Annotated in this window: 18 protein-coding genes; 11 read left to right on the top strand and 7 right to left on the bottom strand. The window is 67.7% G+C overall.

Annotated elements, in window-relative coordinates; genetic code table 11:
- Positions 1–34 precede the first annotated feature (34 nt).
- Entirely contained in the window at positions 35–424 is a 390-nt protein-coding gene (locus ACZ5CM_RS13255; protein ID WP_464639248.1) for a metallopeptidase family protein, read from the top strand.
- 75 nt (positions 425–499) lie between these two features.
- Here the strand turns inward: ACZ5CM_RS13255 and ACZ5CM_RS13250 are convergent, their stop codons facing one another.
- Entirely contained in the window at positions 500–2158 is a 1659-nt protein-coding gene (locus tag ACZ5CM_RS13250; protein ID WP_464639247.1) for an NAD+ synthase, read from the bottom strand.
- Between the two features lie 151 nt (positions 2159–2309).
- On the opposite strand from ACZ5CM_RS13250, the gene ACZ5CM_RS13245 reads away from it, so the two are divergent.
- The 9 genes from ACZ5CM_RS13245 to ACZ5CM_RS13205 all read left to right on the top strand — a co-directional run bounded on the left by ACZ5CM_RS13245 (position 2310) and on the right by ACZ5CM_RS13205 (position 13671).
- The gene (locus ACZ5CM_RS13245; protein WP_464639245.1) at positions 2310–3707 is read left to right on the top strand and encodes an MORN repeat-containing protein; all 1398 of its coding nucleotides are present in this window, start codon (positions 2310–2312) and stop codon (positions 3705–3707) included.
- A 238-nt stretch (positions 3708–3945) separates the two neighbouring features.
- Positions 3946–5526 carry a 2-isopropylmalate synthase gene (locus ACZ5CM_RS13240; RefSeq protein ID WP_464639243.1) on the top strand — a complete coding sequence of 527 codons (1581 nt, stop codon included), beginning with the start codon at positions 3946–3948 and terminating at the stop codon, positions 5524–5526.
- A gap of 235 nt (positions 5527–5761) precedes the next feature.
- Positions 5762–6808 (top strand): rod shape-determining protein, encoded by a 1047-nt coding sequence (locus ACZ5CM_RS13235; protein WP_464639241.1) that lies wholly within the window; start codon positions 5762–5764, stop codon positions 6806–6808.
- 61 nt (positions 6809–6869) lie between these two features.
- The gene (gene mreC, locus ACZ5CM_RS13230) at positions 6870–7817 is read left to right on the top strand and encodes a rod shape-determining protein MreC (protein WP_464639239.1); all 948 of its coding nucleotides are present in this window, start codon (positions 6870–6872) and stop codon (positions 7815–7817) included.
- Entirely contained in the window at positions 7810–8349 is a 540-nt protein-coding gene (locus ACZ5CM_RS13225) for a rod shape-determining protein MreD (RefSeq protein ID WP_464639238.1), read from the top strand. The genes mreC and ACZ5CM_RS13225 overlap by 8 nt, the downstream gene beginning before the upstream one ends.
- Positions 8346–10289, top strand: coding sequence for a penicillin-binding protein 2 (gene mrdA / locus ACZ5CM_RS13220; RefSeq protein ID WP_464639237.1), 1944 nt, complete (start codon positions 8346–8348; stop codon positions 10287–10289). The genes ACZ5CM_RS13225 and mrdA overlap by 4 nt, the downstream gene beginning before the upstream one ends.
- A complete protein-coding gene (gene rodA / locus ACZ5CM_RS13215; protein WP_464639236.1) occupies positions 10286–11431 on the top strand; it encodes a rod shape-determining protein RodA in 1146 nt (381 codons plus the stop codon). The genes mrdA and rodA overlap by 4 nt, the downstream gene beginning before the upstream one ends.
- Positions 11432–11438: 7 nt before the next feature.
- A complete protein-coding gene (locus ACZ5CM_RS13210) occupies positions 11439–12371 on the top strand; it encodes a 2-hydroxyacid dehydrogenase (RefSeq protein ID WP_464639235.1) in 933 nt (310 codons plus the stop codon).
- A gap of 91 nt (positions 12372–12462) precedes the next feature.
- Positions 12463–13671, top strand: a complete 1209-nt coding sequence (locus ACZ5CM_RS13205) for a trans-sulfuration enzyme family protein (protein WP_464639234.1) — start codon at positions 12463–12465, stop codon at positions 13669–13671.
- 84 nt (positions 13672–13755) lie between these two features.
- On the opposite strand, the gene ACZ5CM_RS13200 is transcribed toward ACZ5CM_RS13205, so the two are convergent.
- Positions 13756–14814 carry a HesA/MoeB/ThiF family protein gene (locus ACZ5CM_RS13200; RefSeq protein WP_464639233.1) on the bottom strand — a complete coding sequence of 353 codons (1059 nt, stop codon included), beginning with the start codon at positions 14812–14814 and terminating at the stop codon, positions 13756–13758.
- Positions 14814–15269, bottom strand: a complete 456-nt coding sequence (gene dut / locus ACZ5CM_RS13195; protein ID WP_464639232.1) for a dUTP diphosphatase — start codon at positions 15267–15269, stop codon at positions 14814–14816. The genes ACZ5CM_RS13200 and dut overlap by 1 nt, the downstream gene beginning before the upstream one ends.
- A 123-nt stretch (positions 15270–15392) precedes the next feature.
- Here dut and gltX point away from each other — a divergent pair, with 123 nt between their 5' ends.
- Positions 15393–16742: a glutamate--tRNA ligase gene (gltX, locus tag ACZ5CM_RS13190; protein WP_464639231.1), complete on the top strand. Its 1350-nt coding sequence runs from the start codon at positions 15393–15395 to the stop codon at positions 16740–16742.
- A gap of 234 nt (positions 16743–16976) precedes the next feature.
- Here the strand turns inward: gltX and zapE are convergent, their stop codons facing one another.
- From zapE to ACZ5CM_RS13170, 4 genes are read right to left on the bottom strand one after another with little or no spacing between them, the layout of a single operon-like run.
- The gene (gene zapE, locus ACZ5CM_RS13185; RefSeq protein ID WP_464639230.1) at positions 16977–18041 is read right to left on the bottom strand and encodes a cell division protein ZapE; all 1065 of its coding nucleotides are present in this window, start codon (positions 18039–18041) and stop codon (positions 16977–16979) included.
- Between the two features lie 59 nt (positions 18042–18100).
- On the bottom strand, positions 18101–19018 hold the full coding sequence (locus ACZ5CM_RS13180) for an ornithine cyclodeaminase family protein (protein WP_464639229.1): 918 nt from the start codon (positions 19016–19018) through the stop codon (positions 18101–18103).
- Positions 19015–19632 carry an HAD family hydrolase gene (locus ACZ5CM_RS13175; protein WP_464639228.1) on the bottom strand — a complete coding sequence of 206 codons (618 nt, stop codon included), beginning with the start codon at positions 19630–19632 and terminating at the stop codon, positions 19015–19017. Before ACZ5CM_RS13175 ends, ACZ5CM_RS13180 begins: the two co-directional genes overlap by 4 nt.
- Positions 19629–20105 (bottom strand): YaiI/YqxD family protein, encoded by a 477-nt coding sequence (locus tag ACZ5CM_RS13170; protein WP_464639227.1) that lies wholly within the window; start codon positions 20103–20105, stop codon positions 19629–19631. The genes ACZ5CM_RS13175 and ACZ5CM_RS13170 overlap by 4 nt, the downstream gene beginning before the upstream one ends.
- Between the last annotated feature and the right edge of the window lie 5 nt (positions 20106–20110).

Raw genomic sequence — 20110 nt, 5'->3', positions numbered from 1 at the left:
TCAGGCGGCCCGTGGCTGCGGCATATCTTTTGCCATGACGGACATTTCCGGAGCCCATTTCGAATCTGTCGCGCGTCGCACCGTCGAGGGCCTGCCCGAACCGTTCCGCAAGCTTGCCCGCGAGGTGGCACTGCGCGTTGCCGACTGGCCGGAGCGGGACATGCTGGCCGATCTGGGAATCACCGATCGGCGCGGGCTGACGGGTCTCTACGAAGGGATCCCTCTGACCGAGAAATCGGTCTGGGACGTCCCGCAGCAGCCCGACATGGTCTGGATCTTCCGCGAGCCGATCCTCGCCGAATGGCGCGAACGCGGCGACGTGGCGCTGGACGATCTCATCGCCCATGTAGTGATTCACGAATTTGCCCATCATTTCGGCTGGTCCGACGAGGACATCGCGCGCATCGACCGCTGGTGGGAATGAGGGGCGCGCCGCCTGGCGCATGCCCGGGCCGCGTTGCGACCCGGGTGGAACCAATCCGCATAGGCGCGACATCCCCTATCCCGGATCGCGCCAGCGGTTGACGATCGGATAGCGTCGGTCCAGCCAGAAGGCGCGACCGGTCAGGCGGGTACCGGGCGCGGACTGGAAGCGCTTGTATTCGCTGAGATGGATCAGCCGTTCGACCCGCTGTGCCGTTTCCCGGTCGTAGCCGGCAGCTACGCAGTCGGCCACCGACCCGTCGCGATCCACGAGGATGTCGAGGATCCCGTCCAGCACCTCGTAGGGGGGCAGGCTGTCCTCGTCCTTCTGGTCGGGTCGCAGCTCGGCGCTGGGCGGCTTGTCGATCACCCGCGGCGGGATCACCTCGCCCGCCGGTCCCTTCATCCACGGGCGGTGATGGGCGTTGCGCCAGCGGCAGGTCTCGAACACGCGGGTCTTGTAGAGGTCCTTGATCGGGTTGTAGCCGCCGGCCATGTCGCCATAGATGGTGGCGTATCCCACCGCGATCTCGGACTTGTTGCCGGTGGTCAGCAGCATTTCGCCGAACTTGTTGGACATGGCCATCAGCAGCAGTCCGCGCAGGCGCGACTGGATGTTTTCCTCGGTCACGTCGGGGGCGCGGCCCGCGAACAGCGGCGCCAGCGTTTCCGTCACCGCCGCGCGCGGCCCCGAGATCGGCACATGATCGTAGTGACATCCCAGCGCCTGTGCCACGGCCCTGGCATCTTCGAGCGATTCCCGGCTGGTATATTCCGAGGGCAGCATCACGCAGCGGACGTTTTCCGCCCCCAGCGCATCGGTGGCGATGGTAGCCACCAGCGCCGAATCGATGCCTCCCGAAAGGCCCAGCAGAACCTTGGAAAAGCCGCTCTTGCGCAGATAGTCGCCCAGGCCCACGACCATCGCGTGATAGTCCTGCTCCCATTCGTCGGGACGGTGCGCGCGCACGCCTTCCTGCGCGTGCCAGCCTTCCGGGCCGCGCTCCAGATCGACATGGGCAATTGCCTCTTCGAAGACCGGCAGCTGTACTGCCAGCGCGCCGCCGGGGTTGAGCACGAAGCTGCCGCCGTCGAACACCTGGTCATCCTGCCCGCCCACCATGTTGAGATAGATCAGCGGCAGGCCGGTTTCGATCACGCGCGAAACCATGTGATTCAGCCGCAGGTCGAACTTGTCGCGGTCATAGGGCGACCCGTTCGGCACCAGGAGGAACTCGGCCCCGGTTTCGGCCAGCGTCTCGGCCACGTCCTCGTACCACGCGTCTTCGCAGATCGGGCTGCCGATGCGCACGCCGTTCACCGCGTAGGGGCCTGCCACCCGCCCCGAGGCGTAAAGCCGTTTTTCGTCGAACACGTTGTCGTTGGGCAGGTGGTGCTTGAACACGCGGGCCCTGATGCGCCCGCCGGCCAGGATGTAACAGGCGTTGTAGAGCCCTGCGCCTTCGACCGCCGGGCCGCCGATGGCCAGTGCCGGCCCCTCGGCGCTCTCGCGCGCCAGCTGTTCGACGGCGGCGATCGCGGCCTGGTGAAAGATCGGCTTTCGCACCAGGTCCTGGGTCTGGTAGCCGGTGATGAACATCTCCGGCAGTGCCACCAGGTCGGCGCCGGCCTCGCGCCCTGCCTGCCATGCCTCGCGGGCCCTGGCGGCATTGCCGGCAAGGTCGCCCACCGTCGGGTTCAGCTGCGCCAGTGTCACGCGGAAACGGTCGGCCATGATGCCCCCTTGCCCAGTTCCTGCGCACGCATTTACCAGATCGGCGCCCAAGGAAAAGGGACAAGCGGGAAAACCCGTTGCCCCGGCGCGCGCCCTCGCCTAATTTCAAATGGTTCCGCGATCGGCGGCAACGGGTATGACGGGTGAGCGCATGAGGATTCCGGGAACGGCGATGGCGATGGTCGCGGGGCTGGCCCTTGCCGGTGCGGCGCTGGCGCAGGAGGGGCAGGTCCGCACGACCCAGGACGAGATCGGCGGCGTTTACGAGGGCACCTTCCGCAACGGGTTGCAGCACGGCTTTGGCACCTATCGGCTGCCGAACGGGTATGAATACACCGGCGAATGGGTCGATGGCGAAATCCGCGGCAAGGGGATTGCACGCTTTCCCAACGGGTCGGTCTATGAAGGCGAGTTCGCCAAGGGCAAGCCGCACGGCATCGGCAAGATCACCTTTGCCGATGGCGGCACCTATGAGGGCGAATGGAAGGACGGTGTGATCGAGGGGCAGGGGGTTGCGGTCTATGCCAACGGGGTGCGCTACGAGGGCGCCTTTCGCAATGCCCGCCATCACGGCTATGGCGTGATGACCAGCCCCGGCGGCTACGAATACCGGGGCGACTGGGTGAACGGCGAAAAGGAGGGCAAGGCCGTCATCACCTATCCCGACGGCGCCGTCTACGAGGGCGAGGTCAAGGCCGGCAAGCGCCACGGTCAGGGCAAGCTGACCCTGCCCGACGGGCTGGTCTATGAAGGCGCGTGGAAGGACGGCCAGATCAATGGCAAGGGCCGCCTGACCCAGCCCAATGGCGACGTCTACGAAGGCGACCTCGTGGCCGGCCGGCGCGAAGGCTACGGCCGCGTCACCTATGCCAATGGCGACGTCTACGAGGGCGAGTTCAAGGACGACCGCCGCCACGGTCAGGGCACCTTCACCGGCGCCGACGGCTATGTCTATACCGGCAGCTGGGTCGCCGGCCAGATCGAGGGCGAAGGCGAGGTCCGCTATCCCGACGGCTCGGTCTATGTGGGCCAGTTCCGCGCCGACCTGCCCGACGGCAAGGGCCGGATCACCTATCCCGACGGCTCCACCTACGAAGGCGACTGGGTTGCCGGCGTGATCGAGGGCGAAGGCATCGCCACCTATGCCAACGGCATCGTCTACAAGGGCGGGTTCCGCAACGCCCGCAACGAGGGCTACGGGGTGATGACCTATCCCGACGGCTACCGCTACGAGGGCGAGTGGAAGGATGGTCAGCGCCACGGCCAGGGCAAGGCCACCTATGCCGACGGCTCGGTCTATACCGGCCAGTTCGTCAACGGCCGGCGCGAGGGCCAGGGCGAAATCGTGATGGCCGACGGTTTCCGCTACAAGGGCGAATGGAAGGCGGGCGAGATCACCGGCTATGGCGTGGCGACCTATGCCAATGGCGATGTCTATGAAGGCATGTTCGAGAACGGCAAGCGCCAGGGCAAGGGGACGATGCGCTATTCCTCGGGGCAGGAGGCCACCGGCGAATGGGAAGACGGCGCGCTCAAGGATGGCGGCTGAGCGGCGCCTTTCATCGATTTCCGGCCTTGCAATTCCGGTTGCGCCCCGCGGTTGGACCCGTATAAACTGACCCGCATGATGAACCACGCACATATTTCCGCCCCGACCGCCGCCCGCGGCGGGGCTCTGCGTGGCCTCCTGCTCCTAGTCCGCCTCTGAGCGTGCCCTTCCTGGCGCGCCCGCTCAGAGGAGACGCCTGCGCGCCAGACGGCTTGGGACAGACACGAAAGATACCGACATGACCAATTCTTCCGAACAGGATCGCGTCCTGATATTCGACACCACCCTGCGTGACGGCGAACAGAGCCCCGGCGCGACCATGACCCATGAGGACAAGCTGGAAATTGCCGCGCTTCTCGACGAGATGGGCGTGGACATCATCGAGGCGGGCTTCCCCATCGCCTCCGAGGGCGATTTCCGCGCGGTTTCGGAGATCGCGAAGAACGCGAAGAACGCGGTGATCTGCGGGCTGGCGCGCTCGGCGCCGGGGGATATCGACCGCGCGGCCGAGGCGCTGAAGGCGGCGGAACGCTGGCGGATCCACACCTTCATTTCCACCTCGCCTCTGCACATGAAATACAAGCTGCAGATGGAGCCCGACGCCGTGATCGAGGCGATCGAGGCCTCGGTCAGCCGCGCCCGCAACCTCACCGACGACGTGCAGTGGAGCCCCGAGGACGGCACCCGCACCGAACCCGACTTCCTGTGCCGGGCGGTGGAAACGGCGATCAAGGCCGGCGCCACCACCATCAACATCCCCGACACGGTGGGCTATACGGTGCCCAATGAAAGCGCCCGCCTCATCGCCATGCTGCTGGAACGGGTGCCCGGCGCCGATACGGTAACCTTCGCCACCCATTGCCACAACGACCTCGGCATGGCGGTGGCCAATGCGCTGGCCGCGGTCGAGGCCGGCGCGCGGCAGATCGAATGCACCATCAACGGGTTGGGCGAGAGGGCCGGCAATGCGGCGCTGGAAGAGGTGGTGATGGCGATGCGGGTGCGCAACGACGTGCTGCCCTATCGCACCGGCATCGACACCACGAAGATCATCCGCGCCAGCCGGCTGGTCTCCACCGCCACCGGCTTTCCGGTGCAGTTCAACAAGGCGGTGGTGGGCAAGAACGCCTTTGCCCATGAAAGCGGCATCCACCAGGACGGGATGCTCAAACATGCCGGCACCTACGAGATCATGCGCCCCGAGGATGTGGGGCTGAGCCAGTCGAACCTGGTGATGGGCAAGCATTCCGGCCGCGCGGCGCTGCGCGACAAGCTGCGCCAGCTGGGCTACGAGGTGGGCGACAACCAGCTCAAGGACATCTTCGTCCGCTTCAAGGAACTCGCCGACCGCAAGAAGGAAGTCTATGACGACGACATCATCGCGCTTGTGGGTGCCACCGCCGATGGCGATGACGAAAGGCTGCAACTGGTCTCGCTCAAGGTGATCTGCGGCAGCGGCGGCCCGGCCGAGGCCACGATCGAGATGGAGGTGGATGGCCGCGAAGCCATCGCCACCGAACATGGCGACGGCCCGGTGGATGCCACCTTCAAGGCGGTGCGCGCCATCTATCCCAATGATGCCCGGCTGCAGCTCTACCAGGTCCATGCGGTAACCGAGGGCACCGACGCCCAGGCCACCGTCAGCGTCCGGCTCGAGGAAGACGGCCACATCGCCACCGGCCAGTCGGCGGATACCGACACGGTGGTCGCTTCGGCGCGGGCCTATATCAATGCTCTCAACCGCCTGGCCGTCCGGCGTCAGAAATCGCGCCCCGATTCTCCTGCCGCGCCTTCGGCCGGGGCACGCGACGCGTCCTGACATCCTCCCCGGCCGCTCGGGCCGGGGGCCGTTCCTTTTTCTGGCAGCAAATATCCCGGGGGAGTCGCCCGGCACGGGCGACGGGGGCAGAGCCCCCTTGCCCCGCCCGGCGGATTTGCGCCAGCGGTCCGGATTCGGCCCTTTCACCTGTCGCACGGTCCGCCTATAAGAAATCCGCCCGGTCCGGGATGGGAATCGCCGGGCCGAAGGCAGTTCTCTACAGGATCACGCAGGCATGGCGATTTTCGGAAATCTTGGCGGTCTGTTCGCCGCTGACATGGCGATCGACCTCGGAACGGCGAACACGCTCGTTTACGTCAAGGGCCGCGGCATCATCCTGTCGGAACCCTCCGTGGTGGCCTATCACGTCAAGGACGGCGTCAAGAAGGTGCTGGCGGTGGGCGAGGACGCCAAGCTGATGCTGGGCCGCACGCCGGGCAGCATCGAGGCCATCCGCCCCATGCGCGAAGGCGTGATTGCCGATTTCGACACCGCCGAGGAGATGATCAAGCATTTCATCCGCAAGGTACACAGGCGCTCGACCTTCTCCAAGCCCAAGATCATCGTCTGCGTGCCCCATGGCGCCACCCCGGTGGAAAAACGCGCCATCCGCCAGTCGGTGCTGTCGGCGGGCGCGCGCAAGGCGGGGTTGATCCCCGAGCCCATCGCCGCCGCCATCGGGGCGGGGATGCCGATCACCGATCCCACCGGCAACATGGTGGTGGATATCGGCGGCGGCACCACCGAAGTTGCGGTACTCAGCCTCGGCGACATCGTCTATGCGCGCTCGATCCGGGTCGGCGGCGACCGCATGGACGAGGCGATCATCTCCTATCTGCGCCGGCAGCAGAACCTGCTGATCGGCGAGGCCACGGCCGAACGCATCAAGACCTCGATCGGCACCGCGCGGATGCCCGATGACGGACGCGGCCAGTCCATGCATATCCGCGGCCGCGACCTGCTCAACGGCGTGCCGAAGGAAATCGAGATCAGCCAGGCCCAGGTGGCCGAAGCCCTGAGCGAACCGGTCCAGCAGATCTGCGAGGCGGTGATGACCGCGCTGGAAACCACGCCGCCCGATCTTGCCGCCGACATCGTGGATCGGGGGGTGATGCTGACCGGGGGCGGCGCGCTCCTGGGGGATCTCGACCTTGCCCTGCGCGAGCAGACGGGGCTTGCCGTCTCGATTGCAGACGAAAGCCTCAACTGCGTGGCGCTGGGCACGGGCAAGGCGCTGGAATATGAAAAACAGCTGCGCCACGCGATTGACTATGACAGCTAGGATGCCCACCCTTTCCGGGGAACGCTGAAGCAATCGCGTAACCGGCGCCGGAAGGAGTCGCTTGGCCAGGGACCGCACACAGCGCGAAGACTACGCCACCCCGCTGCGCCGCCTGCTGCTGGGGATCATCGTCCTGTTGCTGCTAGCGATCTTCCTGGTATGGCGAATCGACAGCCCGCGGGTCGAACGGTTCCGCGCCCAGGTTGCCGACAAGGTGGTGCCACCGATGGGCTGGGCGATGGCCCCGGTGACGGGCTTCATCAACCTCGTCCGCGACTTCCAGAGCTATCAGCGCCTGGCCCAGCAGAACCGGGAACTGCGCAGCGAATTGCGGCAGATGCAGGCGTGGAAGGAGGCCGCACTGCAGCTTGAACAGGAAAACGCGCGGCTTCTCGATCTCAACAAGGTGCGCCTCGACCCGCGGCTGACCTACATCACCGGCGTGGTGCTGGCCGACAGCGGCTCGCCCTTCCGGCAATCGGTGCTCATCAATGTGGGCGCGCGCGACGGGGTCGTGGACGGCTGGGCGGCGATGGACGGGATCGGCCTTGTCGGGCGGATTTCCGGCACCGGCCGGACCACTTCGCGGGTGTTGCTGCTGACGGATGCGGCAAGTTCGGTGCCGGCGGTGATCCAGCCCTCGGGGCAGACGGCGCTGGTGACCGGCGACAACACGCCGGCGCCGGTCATCGACTTCGTGGAAAACCCCGACCTGGTGCGTCCCGGCGACCGGGTGGTGACCTCGGGCGATGGCGAGGTCTTTCCGCCGGGGCTGCTGATCGGGCAGGTGGCCGAGGACCGCACCGGCCGGCTCAGGGTGCGCCCGGCGGCCGATTTCGAGCGCCTCGAATATCTGCGCGTCCTGCGCCACTACGGGACCGAGAGGATCACCGACCCCGGCGGCATCGTCGCGCCCGACCCTGCCGATACCGGCTCGGCGGTCGGGGCCGGAAGTTCTGCCGCCGATCCCGATTCCGCCGCCGGACCGGAGGCCGCCACCGATGGCTGAGCTGGCGCCGACCCGGCTGGTGGCCATGCGGGCGCTGTACGTGGGGCTGGCGCTGGGCGTGATCTTCTTTCATCTGCTGCCGCTGACCACGCACCCGGTCCGCTGGGCGCCGCCCGACCTTCTGGTGGTGCTGACTCTGGCCTGGGTGGTGCGTCGGCCCGAGCATGTGACGGCCCTGCCGATTGCCGCGGTCATGCTGCTGGCCGATCTTCTGTTCCAGCGGCCGCCGGGGCTCTGGGCGCTGCTGACGGTGCTGGCCGCCGAATATCTCCGGCCCGGACCGGCCAGCCAGGGCGAAACCGGCATGATCGGAGAGTGGCTGGGTTTCGGACTTGCGGTTCTGGTGATGATAGTGGCCAACCGCATGATCCTGGGATTGCTGGCCGTGCCGCAGGCGCAGATGAGCCTTGACGTGATCCGCCTGGTCCTGACCGTGGCCGTCTATCCGCTGGTCGTTCTTTTCCTCCAGGGCGTGCTTCGCGTGCGCCGACCTGCACCGGGGGATGCGGCCGTACCGGGGGGGCGGGCATGAGACGCAATCCGCGCGAACTCGACCTGCTGCATCGCCGGACCGGCCGGCGCGCGCTTCTGGTGGGGGGGCTGCAGCTGGCCTTCGCCGGGGCGCTGGTTCTGCGGATGCGTTACCTCCAGATCGAACAGGCCGACCAGTATCGCCTGCTGGCCGAGGAAAACCGGATCAACATCCGCCTGATCCCGCCCACGCGTGGCCGCATCTACGACCGCAACGGCGTGATCCTTGCCCAGAACCGGCAGAGCTATCGCATCGTCATCGTTCAGGAAGATGCAGGCGACGTGGAAAAGGTGATCGAGAACCTCGGGCGCCTGATCCCGCTCGATCCCGAGAACATCGAAAACGCGCTGGAAGAAATGCACCGAAGCGCACCCTTCCTGCCGGTGACGCTGGTCGATCAGGTCGCGTGGAACGACATGGCCAGGGTCGCCGCCAACGCGCCGGCGCTGCCCGGGATCACCCCCGAGGTCGGCCTGACCCGGTTCTACCCGCAGCGCGAGGTTTTCGCCCATGTGGTCGGCTATGTGGGTCCGGTCAGCGATTACGACCTCAAGCGGCTGGAAGAGCCGGACCAGGTGCTGCGCATTCCCCGTTTCCAGATCGGCAAGACCGGGGTCGAGGCCCGGCGCGAGGATCTGCTGCGCGGCAAGGCCGGCGCGCGCCGGGTCGAGGTCAACGCCACCGGCCGGGTCATGCGCGAACTGGACCGGCAGGAAGGCACGCCGGGGGCCGACCTGCAACTGACGGTGGACACGGACCTTCAGGCCTACATCCACGATCGGGTGAAGGGGCAGAGCGCCTCGGTCGTGGTGGTGGATTGCGAAACCGGCGATCTGCGCGCGGTCGCCTCGTCCCCCAGTTTCGACCCCAACCTGTTCGTGCGCGGCATTTCGGTGGCGGATTACCGGGCGCTGATGGACGATCCGTACCGCCCGCTTTCGGCCAAATCCGTTCAGGGCACCTATCCGCCCGGCTCGACCTTCAAGATGATCGTGGCGCTGGCGGCGCTGGAGGCGGGCGTCATCACCCCCGAGGACACCACCTTCTGCCCCGGCTATCTGGATGTCGCAAACCGCCGCTTCAATTGCTGGAAACGCTCGGGGCATGGACGGGTCGATCTGCTCAAGTCGCTGGAGCAGAGCTGTGACGTCTATTACTACGCCGTCGCGCTGAAGCTCGGGATCGAGAAGATCACCCAGATGGCCAGGCGGTTGGGGTTGGGTTACAAATACGACCTTCCCCTGTCGGGCATCGCCCACGGGAACACCCCCACGAAGGAATGGAAGAAGAAGAACTACAACCAGGAATGGCTGATCGGCGACACGGTGAACTCGGCCATCGGGCAGGGGTTCGTGCTGGCCTCGCCGGTGCAGCTGGCGGTGATGACCGCGCGGCTGGCCACCGGACGGGCGGTGACGCCGCGGCTGATCAAGTCGATCAACGGCATCGAACAGCCCTCCGGCGCCGGAGAGCCGCTGGGCCTGAACGAGAACGACCTGCGCGTGGTCCGTCGCGGCATGTTTCAGGTCTCCAACAGCCGCCGCGGCACCGCATTCCGCAGCCGCATTGCCGAAAAGACCCTGCTCATGGCCGGCAAGACCGGGACCAGCCAGGTGCGCAACATCTCGGCGGCCGAGCGTGCCTCGGGCGTGATCCGCAACGAGGACCTGCCGTGGGAGCGGCGCGATCACGCCCTGTTCGTCTGCTATGCCCCGTTCGAGGCGCCGCGATACGCCGTGTCGGTGGTGGTCGAACATGGCGGCGGCGGATCGACCGCGGCGGCCCCGGTGGCGCGCGACGTGATCCTGCAGGCGCTCTATGACGGAACGCCCCCGCTTGCCGCCTATCCCGAGCGTGATCGCCCCCGCATCAAGGCCCAGCAGGAGCGGCTTTCGCGCGAACGCGCCCGCCGCGATGCCGGCAAGAGGGACCGGGCATGAGCTATCTCGAATACACCGTCAGGTCGGTGCCCACCGGCTGGCGCAAGGTATTCTACATGAACTGGCCGCTGACGATTCTTCTGGTCGCGGTTGCCAGCGTCGGGTTCCTGATGCTGTACGCGGTCGCCGGGGGATCATTCCAGCCCTGGGCCGAACCGCAGATGAAACGCTTTGCGGTGGGGATGGTCGCGATGTTCGCCATCGCCATGGTGCCCATATGGTTCTGGCGCAATGTCGCGGGCGTCGCCTATCTCGGCTCGCTTCTGCTGCTGGTCATGGTGGAGCTGTTCGGCTCGGTCGGCATGGGGGCGCAGCGGTGGATCGACCTCGGGTTCATGCGCCTGCAGCCGTCGGAACTGACCAAGATCGCGATGGTGATGATGCTGGCGGCCTATTACGACTGGCTGCCCGCCAACCGGACCTCGCACCCGTTCTGGGTGCTGGTTCCTCTGGTCATCATCCTGTTGCCGACCGCGCTGGTGCTGCGCCAGCCCGACCTTGGCACCGCGATTCTGCTGCTGACCGCAGGAGGCGGGATGATGTTCCTCGCCGGGGTCCACTGGGGCTATTTCGCCGCCGTGATCGCCGCCGTCGCCGGGCTGGTGGCGGCGGTCTTCGAAAGCCGCGGCACCAGTTGGCAGCTTCTCAAGGACTACCAGTACCGCCGCATCGACGTGTTTCTCGACCCGGATCTCGACCCGCTGGGCGCGGGCTATCACATCACCCAGTCCAAGATCGCGCTCGGTTCGGGGGGCTGGGCCGGCCGCGGATTCATGCAGGGAACCCAGACCCGCCTGAACTTCCTGCCCGAGAAGCACACCGACTTCATCTTCACCACCCTGGCCGAGGAATTCGGCTTCGTCGGCGGGGTCTCGATCCTCGTCCTCTACCTGCTCATCATCCTGTTCTGCATCCACACCGCGCTGGCCACCCGGGACCGGTTCGCCTCGCTCAACACGCTGGGCATCGCCATCACCTTCTTCCTGTTCTTTGCCGTGAACATGTCGATGGTGATGGGGCTGGCGCCGGTGGTCGGCGTGCCGCTGCCGTTGATCAGCTATGGCGGTTCGGCCATGCTGGTGCTGCTGGCGGCCTTCGGACTGGTGCAGAGCGCCCATATCCACCGTCCCCGCCAGAAATAGGCTGCCCATGAGCGTCAACGTGCTCTTCTCTGCCCCGCCCGACGACTGGCCGCTCTACGAGGCGCCGCTGAGCCGCGCCCTGCGCACCACGGGGCTTCGGTTCGAGCTTGCCACCGACATGCCGCCCGGGCAGGTCGACTACATCGTCTATTCCCCGAAAGGCCCCCTGCAGGACTTCTCTGCCCATACCCGCCTCAAGGCGGTGCTCAGCCTCTGGGCCGGGGTGGAACGGATCGTCGGCAACCCGACGCTGAAGGTGCCGCTGACGCGCATGGTCGATCACGGGCTGAGGCAGGGCATGATCGAATGGGTCGCGGGCCATGTGCTGCGCCACCACCTGGATATCGATGCGCATGTCCTCAACCAGGACGGCGTCTGGCGCCCCTGCACGCCTCCGCTGGCCGAGGACCGCCCGGTCACCATACTCGGCCTCGGCGCGCTGGGCCGCGCGGTCGCCGGCGCGCTGGCGGGGCTGGGCTTCGACGTGACCGGCTGGAGCCGCACCCCGCGCCACATCGAGGGCATCCGCACCACCCACGGCCCCGAAGGTCTTGCCCGCGCCCTGGAGCGGGCCGAGATCGTCGTGCTGCTGTTGCCCGACACGCCGGAAACGGAAAACCTCCTGAACGCCGAGACGCTGGCGCTTCTGCCGCGCGGTGCGGTGGTCATCAACCCGGGCCGGGGGCCGCTGATCGACGACGCCGCCCTGCTTGCCGCGCTCGACAGCGGGCATCTGCGCCACGTCACCCTGGACGTGTTCCGCACCGAGCCCCTGCCGCCCGATCATCCCTTCTGGGCGCATCCCCGCGTCACCGTCACCCCCCATGTCGCCGCCGAAACCCGGCCCGAATCGGCGGCAAGGGTCATTGCCGAGAACATCCGCCGCGCCGAAGCCGGAGAGGCGCTCCTCCACCTCGTTGACCGCGAACGCGGATATTGACCCGCCCGCCATGGGGGGCGGGCGCAAGAATCCTGTTGCGCGACCGGCGCGGAATCGCCCAAGTGGAAAAAACCATTCCGGGAGAGACGCCATGACCCGCCGCAACCGCTCCTTCGGCCCCATGACAACCGCCATTCACGCCGGCGAAGGCCCCGACCCGGCGACCGGCGCGTCGGCGCCGCCGATCCACATGTCCTCCACCTATGTCAGCGAGAGCGTCGCCGGCTTCTCGGCCCACGATCTGGCCGAGGACAGCGGCTGGCTCTATTCCCGCTGGGGCAACCCGACCGTGGCGATGCTGGAAACCAAGATCGCCGCCCTTCAGGGAACCGAGGCCTGCCTGTGCACCGCCTCCGGCATGGCCGCGGCCACCGCGATCTTTCTCACCTTCCTGTCGGCGGGAGATCACTGCGTGGTGTCGGACGTGTCCTATGCGGGGGTGGCGGAACTGGCCCGGGACACGCTGCCGCGCCTCGGGATCGAGGTGACCACCGTCAACATGGCCGATCTCGACGCCGTTGCCGCGGCGATGCGGCCCGAAACGCGGCTCGTTCACACGGAAACGCCGGTCAACCCGATCGGGCGGCTGACCGACCTCGCGGCGGTGGCCCGCATCGCCCATGACACCGGCGCGCTGCTGTCATGCGATGCCACCTTTGCTTCGCCACTGGGGATGGACACGGCGGCGCTTGGCGTCGATCTGACCATGCATTCGATCACCAAGTATATCGGCGGGCACGGCGATGCCGTGGGCGGAGCCGTGGCAGGCAGCGCCGAGCTGATCGGACGGATGCGACTCGAGGCCGCCATCCACCACGGCGGTATCCTGTCGCCCTTCAACGCCTGGCTGATCGCGCGTGGAACCGCAACCCTGCCGTTGCGCATGAAGGCGCACGAGGCGGGCGCGCGGATGGTGGCGGAATGGCTCGAAGCCCACCCCAGGGTGACGCGGGTGATCTGGCCCGGCCTCGCCTCGCACCCGCAGCACGACCTCGCGGTGCGCCAGATGCGCAACATGTCCGGCATGATCGCCTTCCAGGTGGGCGATGCAGCCACCGGAGAAGCCATCGCGCAGGACATGATCGACCGGCTCGAAGTGATCCACTACGCGGTGTCGCTGGGTCACCACCGGTCGCTGATCTTCTGGATGGGGACCGAAGGCCTGATGGAAACATCGTTCCGCCTGACCGGCGACCAGCTTGCCGATTACCGCGACTGGGCGGGCGACGGGATATTCCGCCTCTCGGTCGGTCTCGAGGATCCCGAGGACCTGATCGCGGACCTCGACCGGGTCCTTTGACCCGGCCTTTTTCTGGCTTTCAAATATCCCGGGGGTGAACTGGCCCGTCAGGGCCGGGAGGGGGCAGAGCCCCCTTCCATCGTCTCAGCCCCCGCCGCAGACCGGGCAATCCCCGCGCCGCTTCAGCGTGATCTTGCGGCTTTCGCCATAAAGAGCGTCATAGATCAGCATCTGGCCGCGCAGCGGCTGGCCCGCGCCGGTGACGAGCTTGATCGCCTCCACCGCCATCATCGCGCCGACCACGCCGGGCAGGGGGCCGACCACCCCGGCCTCCGCACAGCTGGGGGCCAGCCCGGCGGCGGGCGGTTCGGGAAAGACGCACTGATAGCAGGGAGCGCCGCGGGCGGGGTCGAACACGCTGAGCTGCCCTTCCCATTGCGACAGCGCCCCCGAGACCAGCGGTTTCCCCAGCGCCACGGCAGTCCGGTTGGCCAGATAGCGGGTGTCGAAATTGTCGGTGCCGTCGAGGATCAGGTCATAATCGGCGAAAAGCTCCTCGGCAATTCCCTCCTCCAGCCGGCGGTGATAGGGCCGCACCGTCACGGCCGGGTTCTGCGCCTCCATCGCGGCTTGCGCCGAAAATACCTTCGGCTTGCCGATATCGGCATCGGCGTGAATGATCTGGCGCTGAAGGTTTGCGTTTTCCACCACGTCGTCGTCGATCACGCCGATGGTGCCCACCCCGGCGGCGGTCAGATACAGCAGCGCCGGCGAGCCCAGACCGCCCGCCCCGATCACCAGCACGCGGGCCTGCTTGAGCTTCTTCTGGCCGGGGCCACCGATCTCGCGCAGAACCACGTGCCGGGCATACCGCTCCAGCTCCTTTTCCGTGAAGGTCCCCCCGGACACCGGTGCGCTCTCCTCCGTCTGCCCTGTCCGTTCTGCGGCCCGTGCCCTGCGCCCCAGCGCCCGCACCCCTGCCGCGTAGAAACCGACGATGCCCGCAACCGCGCCCAGATACAACCACGGCACGATCGAGCCCCCGGTCGCCGCGCGCATGGGGTGGCCCGGTGGCAGGAACAGCTGCACAGCGAAAACCAGGGCGAACAGAACCGCCTGCACACCCAGCCGCGCCCGCACGGGCACCCGCATCAGATGCCCCATCCCCCAAAGCGCGGCGGCCATGGCCAGAACCAGCAGCATCAGCCCCGCCCCGTCGAGCCGAAGCCGCCTTCGCCGCGCGCCGTTCTGCCCAGCTGCGCGACCAGTTCGAACCGCGCCTGCAGCACCGGAGCCACCACCATCTGGGCGATGCGGTCGCCATGGGCCACCGCGAACGGTTCGCTGCCGGCATTCATCAGGATCACGCCCACCGGCCCGCGGTAATCGGAATCGATCGTGCCCGGCGCGTTGGGCAGGGTGATGCCATGTTTCAGCGCCAGCCCCGAACGCGGGCGGATCTGCACCTCGTAGCCTTCAGGGATTTCCATGCGCAGCCCCGTCGGGATCAGCGCCCGCGCCCCCGGGGCCAGAACCACCTTGCCCCGATCGGGCAGGTTGGCGCGCAGATCGGCCCCTGCCGCGCCTGCGCTTTCATAGGCGGGCAGCGGCACGGCGCTGTCGGCGCCGGGTTCGCGGATCATGCGGATCGTGACCATGCGGCCCCCTTCCTTCGTCTTCGCGCCCCCGCATAGCAGTCGCCCCCGCGCCCCTGCAAGGTGCCGCGCGCGGCTGGACAAGGCGGCAATGCTGTGACAAAGGGCCGACAACAGGAGGCAACCATGACCACCACCCGTTTCGCCCCGTCCCCTACCGGCTACATCCATGTCGGCAACCTGCGCACGGCGCTGATGAACTGGCTCATTGCCCGCAAGGCCGGCGGCACCTTCATCCTGCGCATCGACGACACCGACCCCGAACGCTCCCGCCAGGAATATGTCGATGCCATCAGGGAAGATCTGGAATGGCTCGGCCTGACCTGGGACCGCGAAGAGCGCCAGTCCGCGCGGCTTGACCGCTATGCCGAGGCCGCCGACCGGCTGCGCGAGATCGGCCGCTTCTACGAGGCCTTCGAGACCCCGACCGAGCTTGATCTCAAGCGCAAGAAGCAGCTGAACATGGGCCGTCCCCCGGTCTATGACCGCGCGGCGCTGAAGCTGACCGAGGCCGAAAGGGAGGCGCTGCGGGCCGAGCGCGGCAACGGCGTGTGGCGGTTCAAGCTCGATCACGAACGCATCGAATGGACCGACGGCATCCTCGGAGAGGTGTCCATCGACGCCGCCAGCGTCTCCGACCCGGTGCTGATCCGGGGCGACGGGCAGGTGCTCTACACGCTGGCCTCGGTGGTGGACGACATGGAGATGGGCGTGACCGACGTGGTGCGCGGGTCGGATCATGTGACCAATACCGCCACCCAGATCCAGATCATCCGGGCGCTGGGCGGCACGCCACCACGCTTTGCCCATCATTCGCTTCTGACCGGCCCGCAGGGCGAGCCCCTGTCCAAGCGGCTGGGCACGCTGGCGCTGCGCGAGTTGCGCGAACAGGGGGTGCAGCCGATGGCGCTGCTCAGCCTGATGGCGCGGCTGGGCTCGTCCGATCCGGTGGTGCTTCGTACCGACATGGCCGAACTGATCGAGGGCTTCGACATCTCGCGTTTCGGCGCCGCGCCGACCCGGTTCGACGTCAACGACCTCTTTCCGCTGACCGCGCGCTATCTGCAGACCCTGCCCTTCGCGGCGGTGCGCGACAAGGTTCTGGCGCTGGGCGTGCCTGAGGAGATGGCCGAGCGGTTCTGGCTAGTGGCGCGCGAGAACATCACCACGCTGAACGATCTTGAAAAATGGTGGGCGCTGTGCCGCGACGGGGCCGAACCCCTGATCGACGAGGCGGACCGCGATTTCGTGGAACAGGCGCTGGCGCTGCTGCCCGAGGGGCCCTTCGACGACGACACGTGGGCCGAATGGACGGCGGCCGTGAAGGCCGCGACCGGGCGCAAGGGCAAGGCGCTGTTCATGCCGCTGCGCAAGGCGCTGACGGGGATGGAGCGCGGCCCGGAGATGGGGGCGCTCATGCCGCTGTTGCAGGTGGTGCGGGCGCGTGAGGGGCAGGCGCGTGGCCGGCGCGGCTGAGCTGGTCTGGTCGGAGCAGGTTGACGGGGCGCCGATGAAGGGGGCTCTGCCCCCTCCGGGCCTGCGGCCCGTTCACCCCCGGAGTATTTGGAGCAAGAGGAAGAGGCGGACCGCGGAGGTGGTAAAGCCCCGCATCTTCTGCGGGATGTTTCTTGCAGGGCGTGGCGCGTTGCAGCGGGCAGGGGCGATTGCCGGGTGGAACGCGTGCGGGCAGGGTGATGGTCTGGAAGAGGTTCAGCCCGTTGCCCATTCGTCGCTTTGCATCTCGCGCAGCCGGCTGACGGTGCGTTCGAATTCGAACGCGCCATCGCCTTCGACATAGAGCATCTCGGGTTCAGCCGCGGCCGAGCAGATGAGCCGCACGCGGGCCTCGTATAGCGCATCGACCAGGGTGACGAAGCGGCGGGCCTCGTTGAAATTCGATCGCGACAGGCGGGGGATGTCCTCGACGATCAGGACCCTGGCCTCGGCCGCCAGCGCCAGATAGTCGGCCGGGCCGAGGGGGCGGCCGCACAGGTCGTGGAACTTCATGCGCGCGACGCCGTTGTGGAAATGCGGGATCAGGATTTCCCGGCCCTTGACGTGCAGGGTCAGTGGCTCGGACCGGCCGCCGGTGAGGTCGCGCCACAGCGCGTCGATGGCGGTGCGGGCCCGGGAGTCGTCGGGGCTGAACCAGGTCGGGCTGCCCTGGATGCGGCCCAGGCGGTAGTCGGTCGGCCCGGCCAGTTCGTGCACGACCATGCGTTCCTTGATCAGCGTGATGAAGGGCACGAACAGCTGGCGGTTGAGTCCGTCCTTGTAGAGGTCGTCGGGCGGGCGGTTTGAGGTGGTGACGATCACTACCCCCGCCTCGAACAGGTGTTCGAACAGCCGGCCCACGATCATGGCATCGGTGATGTCGGTGATCTGCATTTCGTCGAAGGCCAGCACCTTCGCCTGCCGGATCACCTCGGCCGCCGCGGGCGCCAGCGCGTCCCGGACGCCGCGCCGGCGGGCGGCGTGCATGGCCTCGTGGATCTCCTGCATGAAGGCGTGGAAATGCACCCGCCGCACCGGCACGCCGCCGTCAAGGCTGTCCACGAACAGATCCATGAGCATCGACTTGCCGCGCCCGACCCCGCCCCACAGGTACAGCCCCCTGGGCGGCGGAGGCGGCTTGCGGAACAGGCCGCGCCGGGGCGGGGCAAGAACGCCCGCGCGGATACGGTCGAGTTCGGGCAGCACCGCCTGCTGCGCCGGGTCGGAACGAATGATGCCGTCGCGCAGGGCGGCGGCATAAAGGCTGGATACGTCGTTCATGGCCGGCTGCATATCGCGTGGCGGCGGGGTTGAAAAGCACCCCCCGGCCGGAGCCGTCGTCAGCGGGCGGCCTGCCACTTGTCCAGGATGTAGCGGCTGGTCATCAGGTCCAGATGCGCCCCGCCGCCATTCTTGAACAGGGTGATCTCGGCCTCCTCGCAGCGGGTGAAGGCATCGAGGTCGTAGAAATCGGCAATCACGTCCTCGCGCGCGATCACGCCTTCGGCGAGGGGGGTCTTGAGCTCTCCGATATGGTCCAGCGTGGTGTCGAAGCTGTCCACGAAGATGCGCGCGCGGCGCAGCGCGTCGTCGTCTGCCTCGCGCATGTCGGGGCGGTAGGCGCCGATCAGGTTCAGATGCTGGCCCGGTTGCAGCCATTCGCCGCGGATCACGGGATCGGAGGACATGGTGGCCGTCACGATGATGTCGGCGCCGCGCACGGCCTGCTCCAGATCGTCGGTCAGGCTCACGCCGGGCAGCGAGGCCGCCAGCGCCTCGGCCCGCTGGCGGGTGCGGTTCCACAGGGTGATGCGGGCGCCGGGAAAGCCGGCTCCGAAGGCCTCGACCAGCGATCGGCCCACCGTGCCCGCGCCCACGATCAGGATGTCGCGGCTGTCGGGGCGGGCCAGGCGGCGCGCGGCCAGCAGGCTGTCTCCGGCGGTCTTCCACTTGGTCACCAGGTGGAAATCTACCAGCGCCGAAAGCGACCCGTCATGGTCGGAATAGACGCAGACCGCGCCGTGGATCATCGGCGCGCCCATCTGCGGGTTGCGGGGAAAGATGTTGGCGGTCTTGACCGCCATTCCCAGCCCGTCGATCCAGGCCGAGCGGGTCAGCATGGTATCGGGATCGCGGTAGAGGAAGGTGTCGCCGATCTCGGCCTTCGGCAGGTCGTGGGCATCGGCCAGCGCCTGCGTCAGCTCCAGCCAGTCCAGCAGCGCCTCGCCTTCGGCGAAGGGAATGAAGGGAACGGTCATCGGGCTTCCTCCTGTGTCAGCAGACCCTCGGCCACCAGCCGCCCGGCCCAGCCCTGCGGGCCGTCGAACAGGTGGGCGCGCCATCCGCGGCGCCGGGCGGTTTCGATATTCTCGGGCCGGTCGTCGGCAAAGAGCAAGGCGCCGGGCGGCATTCCGGCGCCAGATTCGAGGATTTTGTAGATTTCCGGGTCGGGTTTGAGCACGCCCAGATGGCCCGAGAGGAAAACCCGGTCGAATTCGCGCAGGATTGGATAACGCGAGGTGGCCAGTTCGAACGGTTCGGGGCCGAAATTGCTTAGCGCGAAGACCGGCACGCCCCGCCGCCGCAGCGCCAGCAGAAGCCGCTCTGCCCGCGGCATGGGCGTGGTGAAATCCAGCCAGGCGTCGTGCCACAGCAGGATTTCGTCGCGCCAGTCCGGGTGCGCGGCAGCGGTGGCTTCGACCGTCTTGCGGAACGGGGCGCCGCGGTCGATCTCAAGGTTCATGGTGTGCAGATCGACGGCCGCGAACAGGGCGCGGCGGCGGCCCGCGCCGATGTGCCGGTCGTAGAAGCGCACCGGATCCCAGCCGATCAGCACGTTTCCGATGTCGAAGACGACCGCCTGCACTGTCATCCCCGCGCCTCGTTGTCCGCGCAATCGCGTGCCGCGGCGCGCAACTCGCGCTCGAGCGCGTCGAGAAACCGCGACCGGTCGGCGCGGGTAAACGGCCGGCCCCCGCCCCCACCGCCCAGCGGGCTGGCCGCGCGCAGGTCGGCCATCAGGTCGCGCATGGCCAGCTGCGCGCCGATATTTCCGGGTGTGAAGGGCTCTCCGTTCGGACGCAGCACCCGTGCGCCGGCCTCGATGCAACGCGCGGCAAGGGGGACGTCGGAGGTCACCACCACGTCGCCCGGCCCGCAGCGGGTGGCAATCCACCTGTCGGCCTCGTCCGCGCCCTCGGCCACGATCACGGTCTCGACCAGCGGATGCCGTGACGGGCGCAGCCCGCCATTGGAGACCACGAACATCTTCAGCCCGTGGCGCGTGGCCACCCTTTCGGCCTCGGCCCGGACCGGGCAGGCATCGGCATCGACGTAAAGCGCCACCCCTC

It is taken from the genome of Piezobacter thermophilus (assembly GCF_055386745.1).
This window is presented reverse-complemented; position numbering and strand designations above follow the sequence as displayed.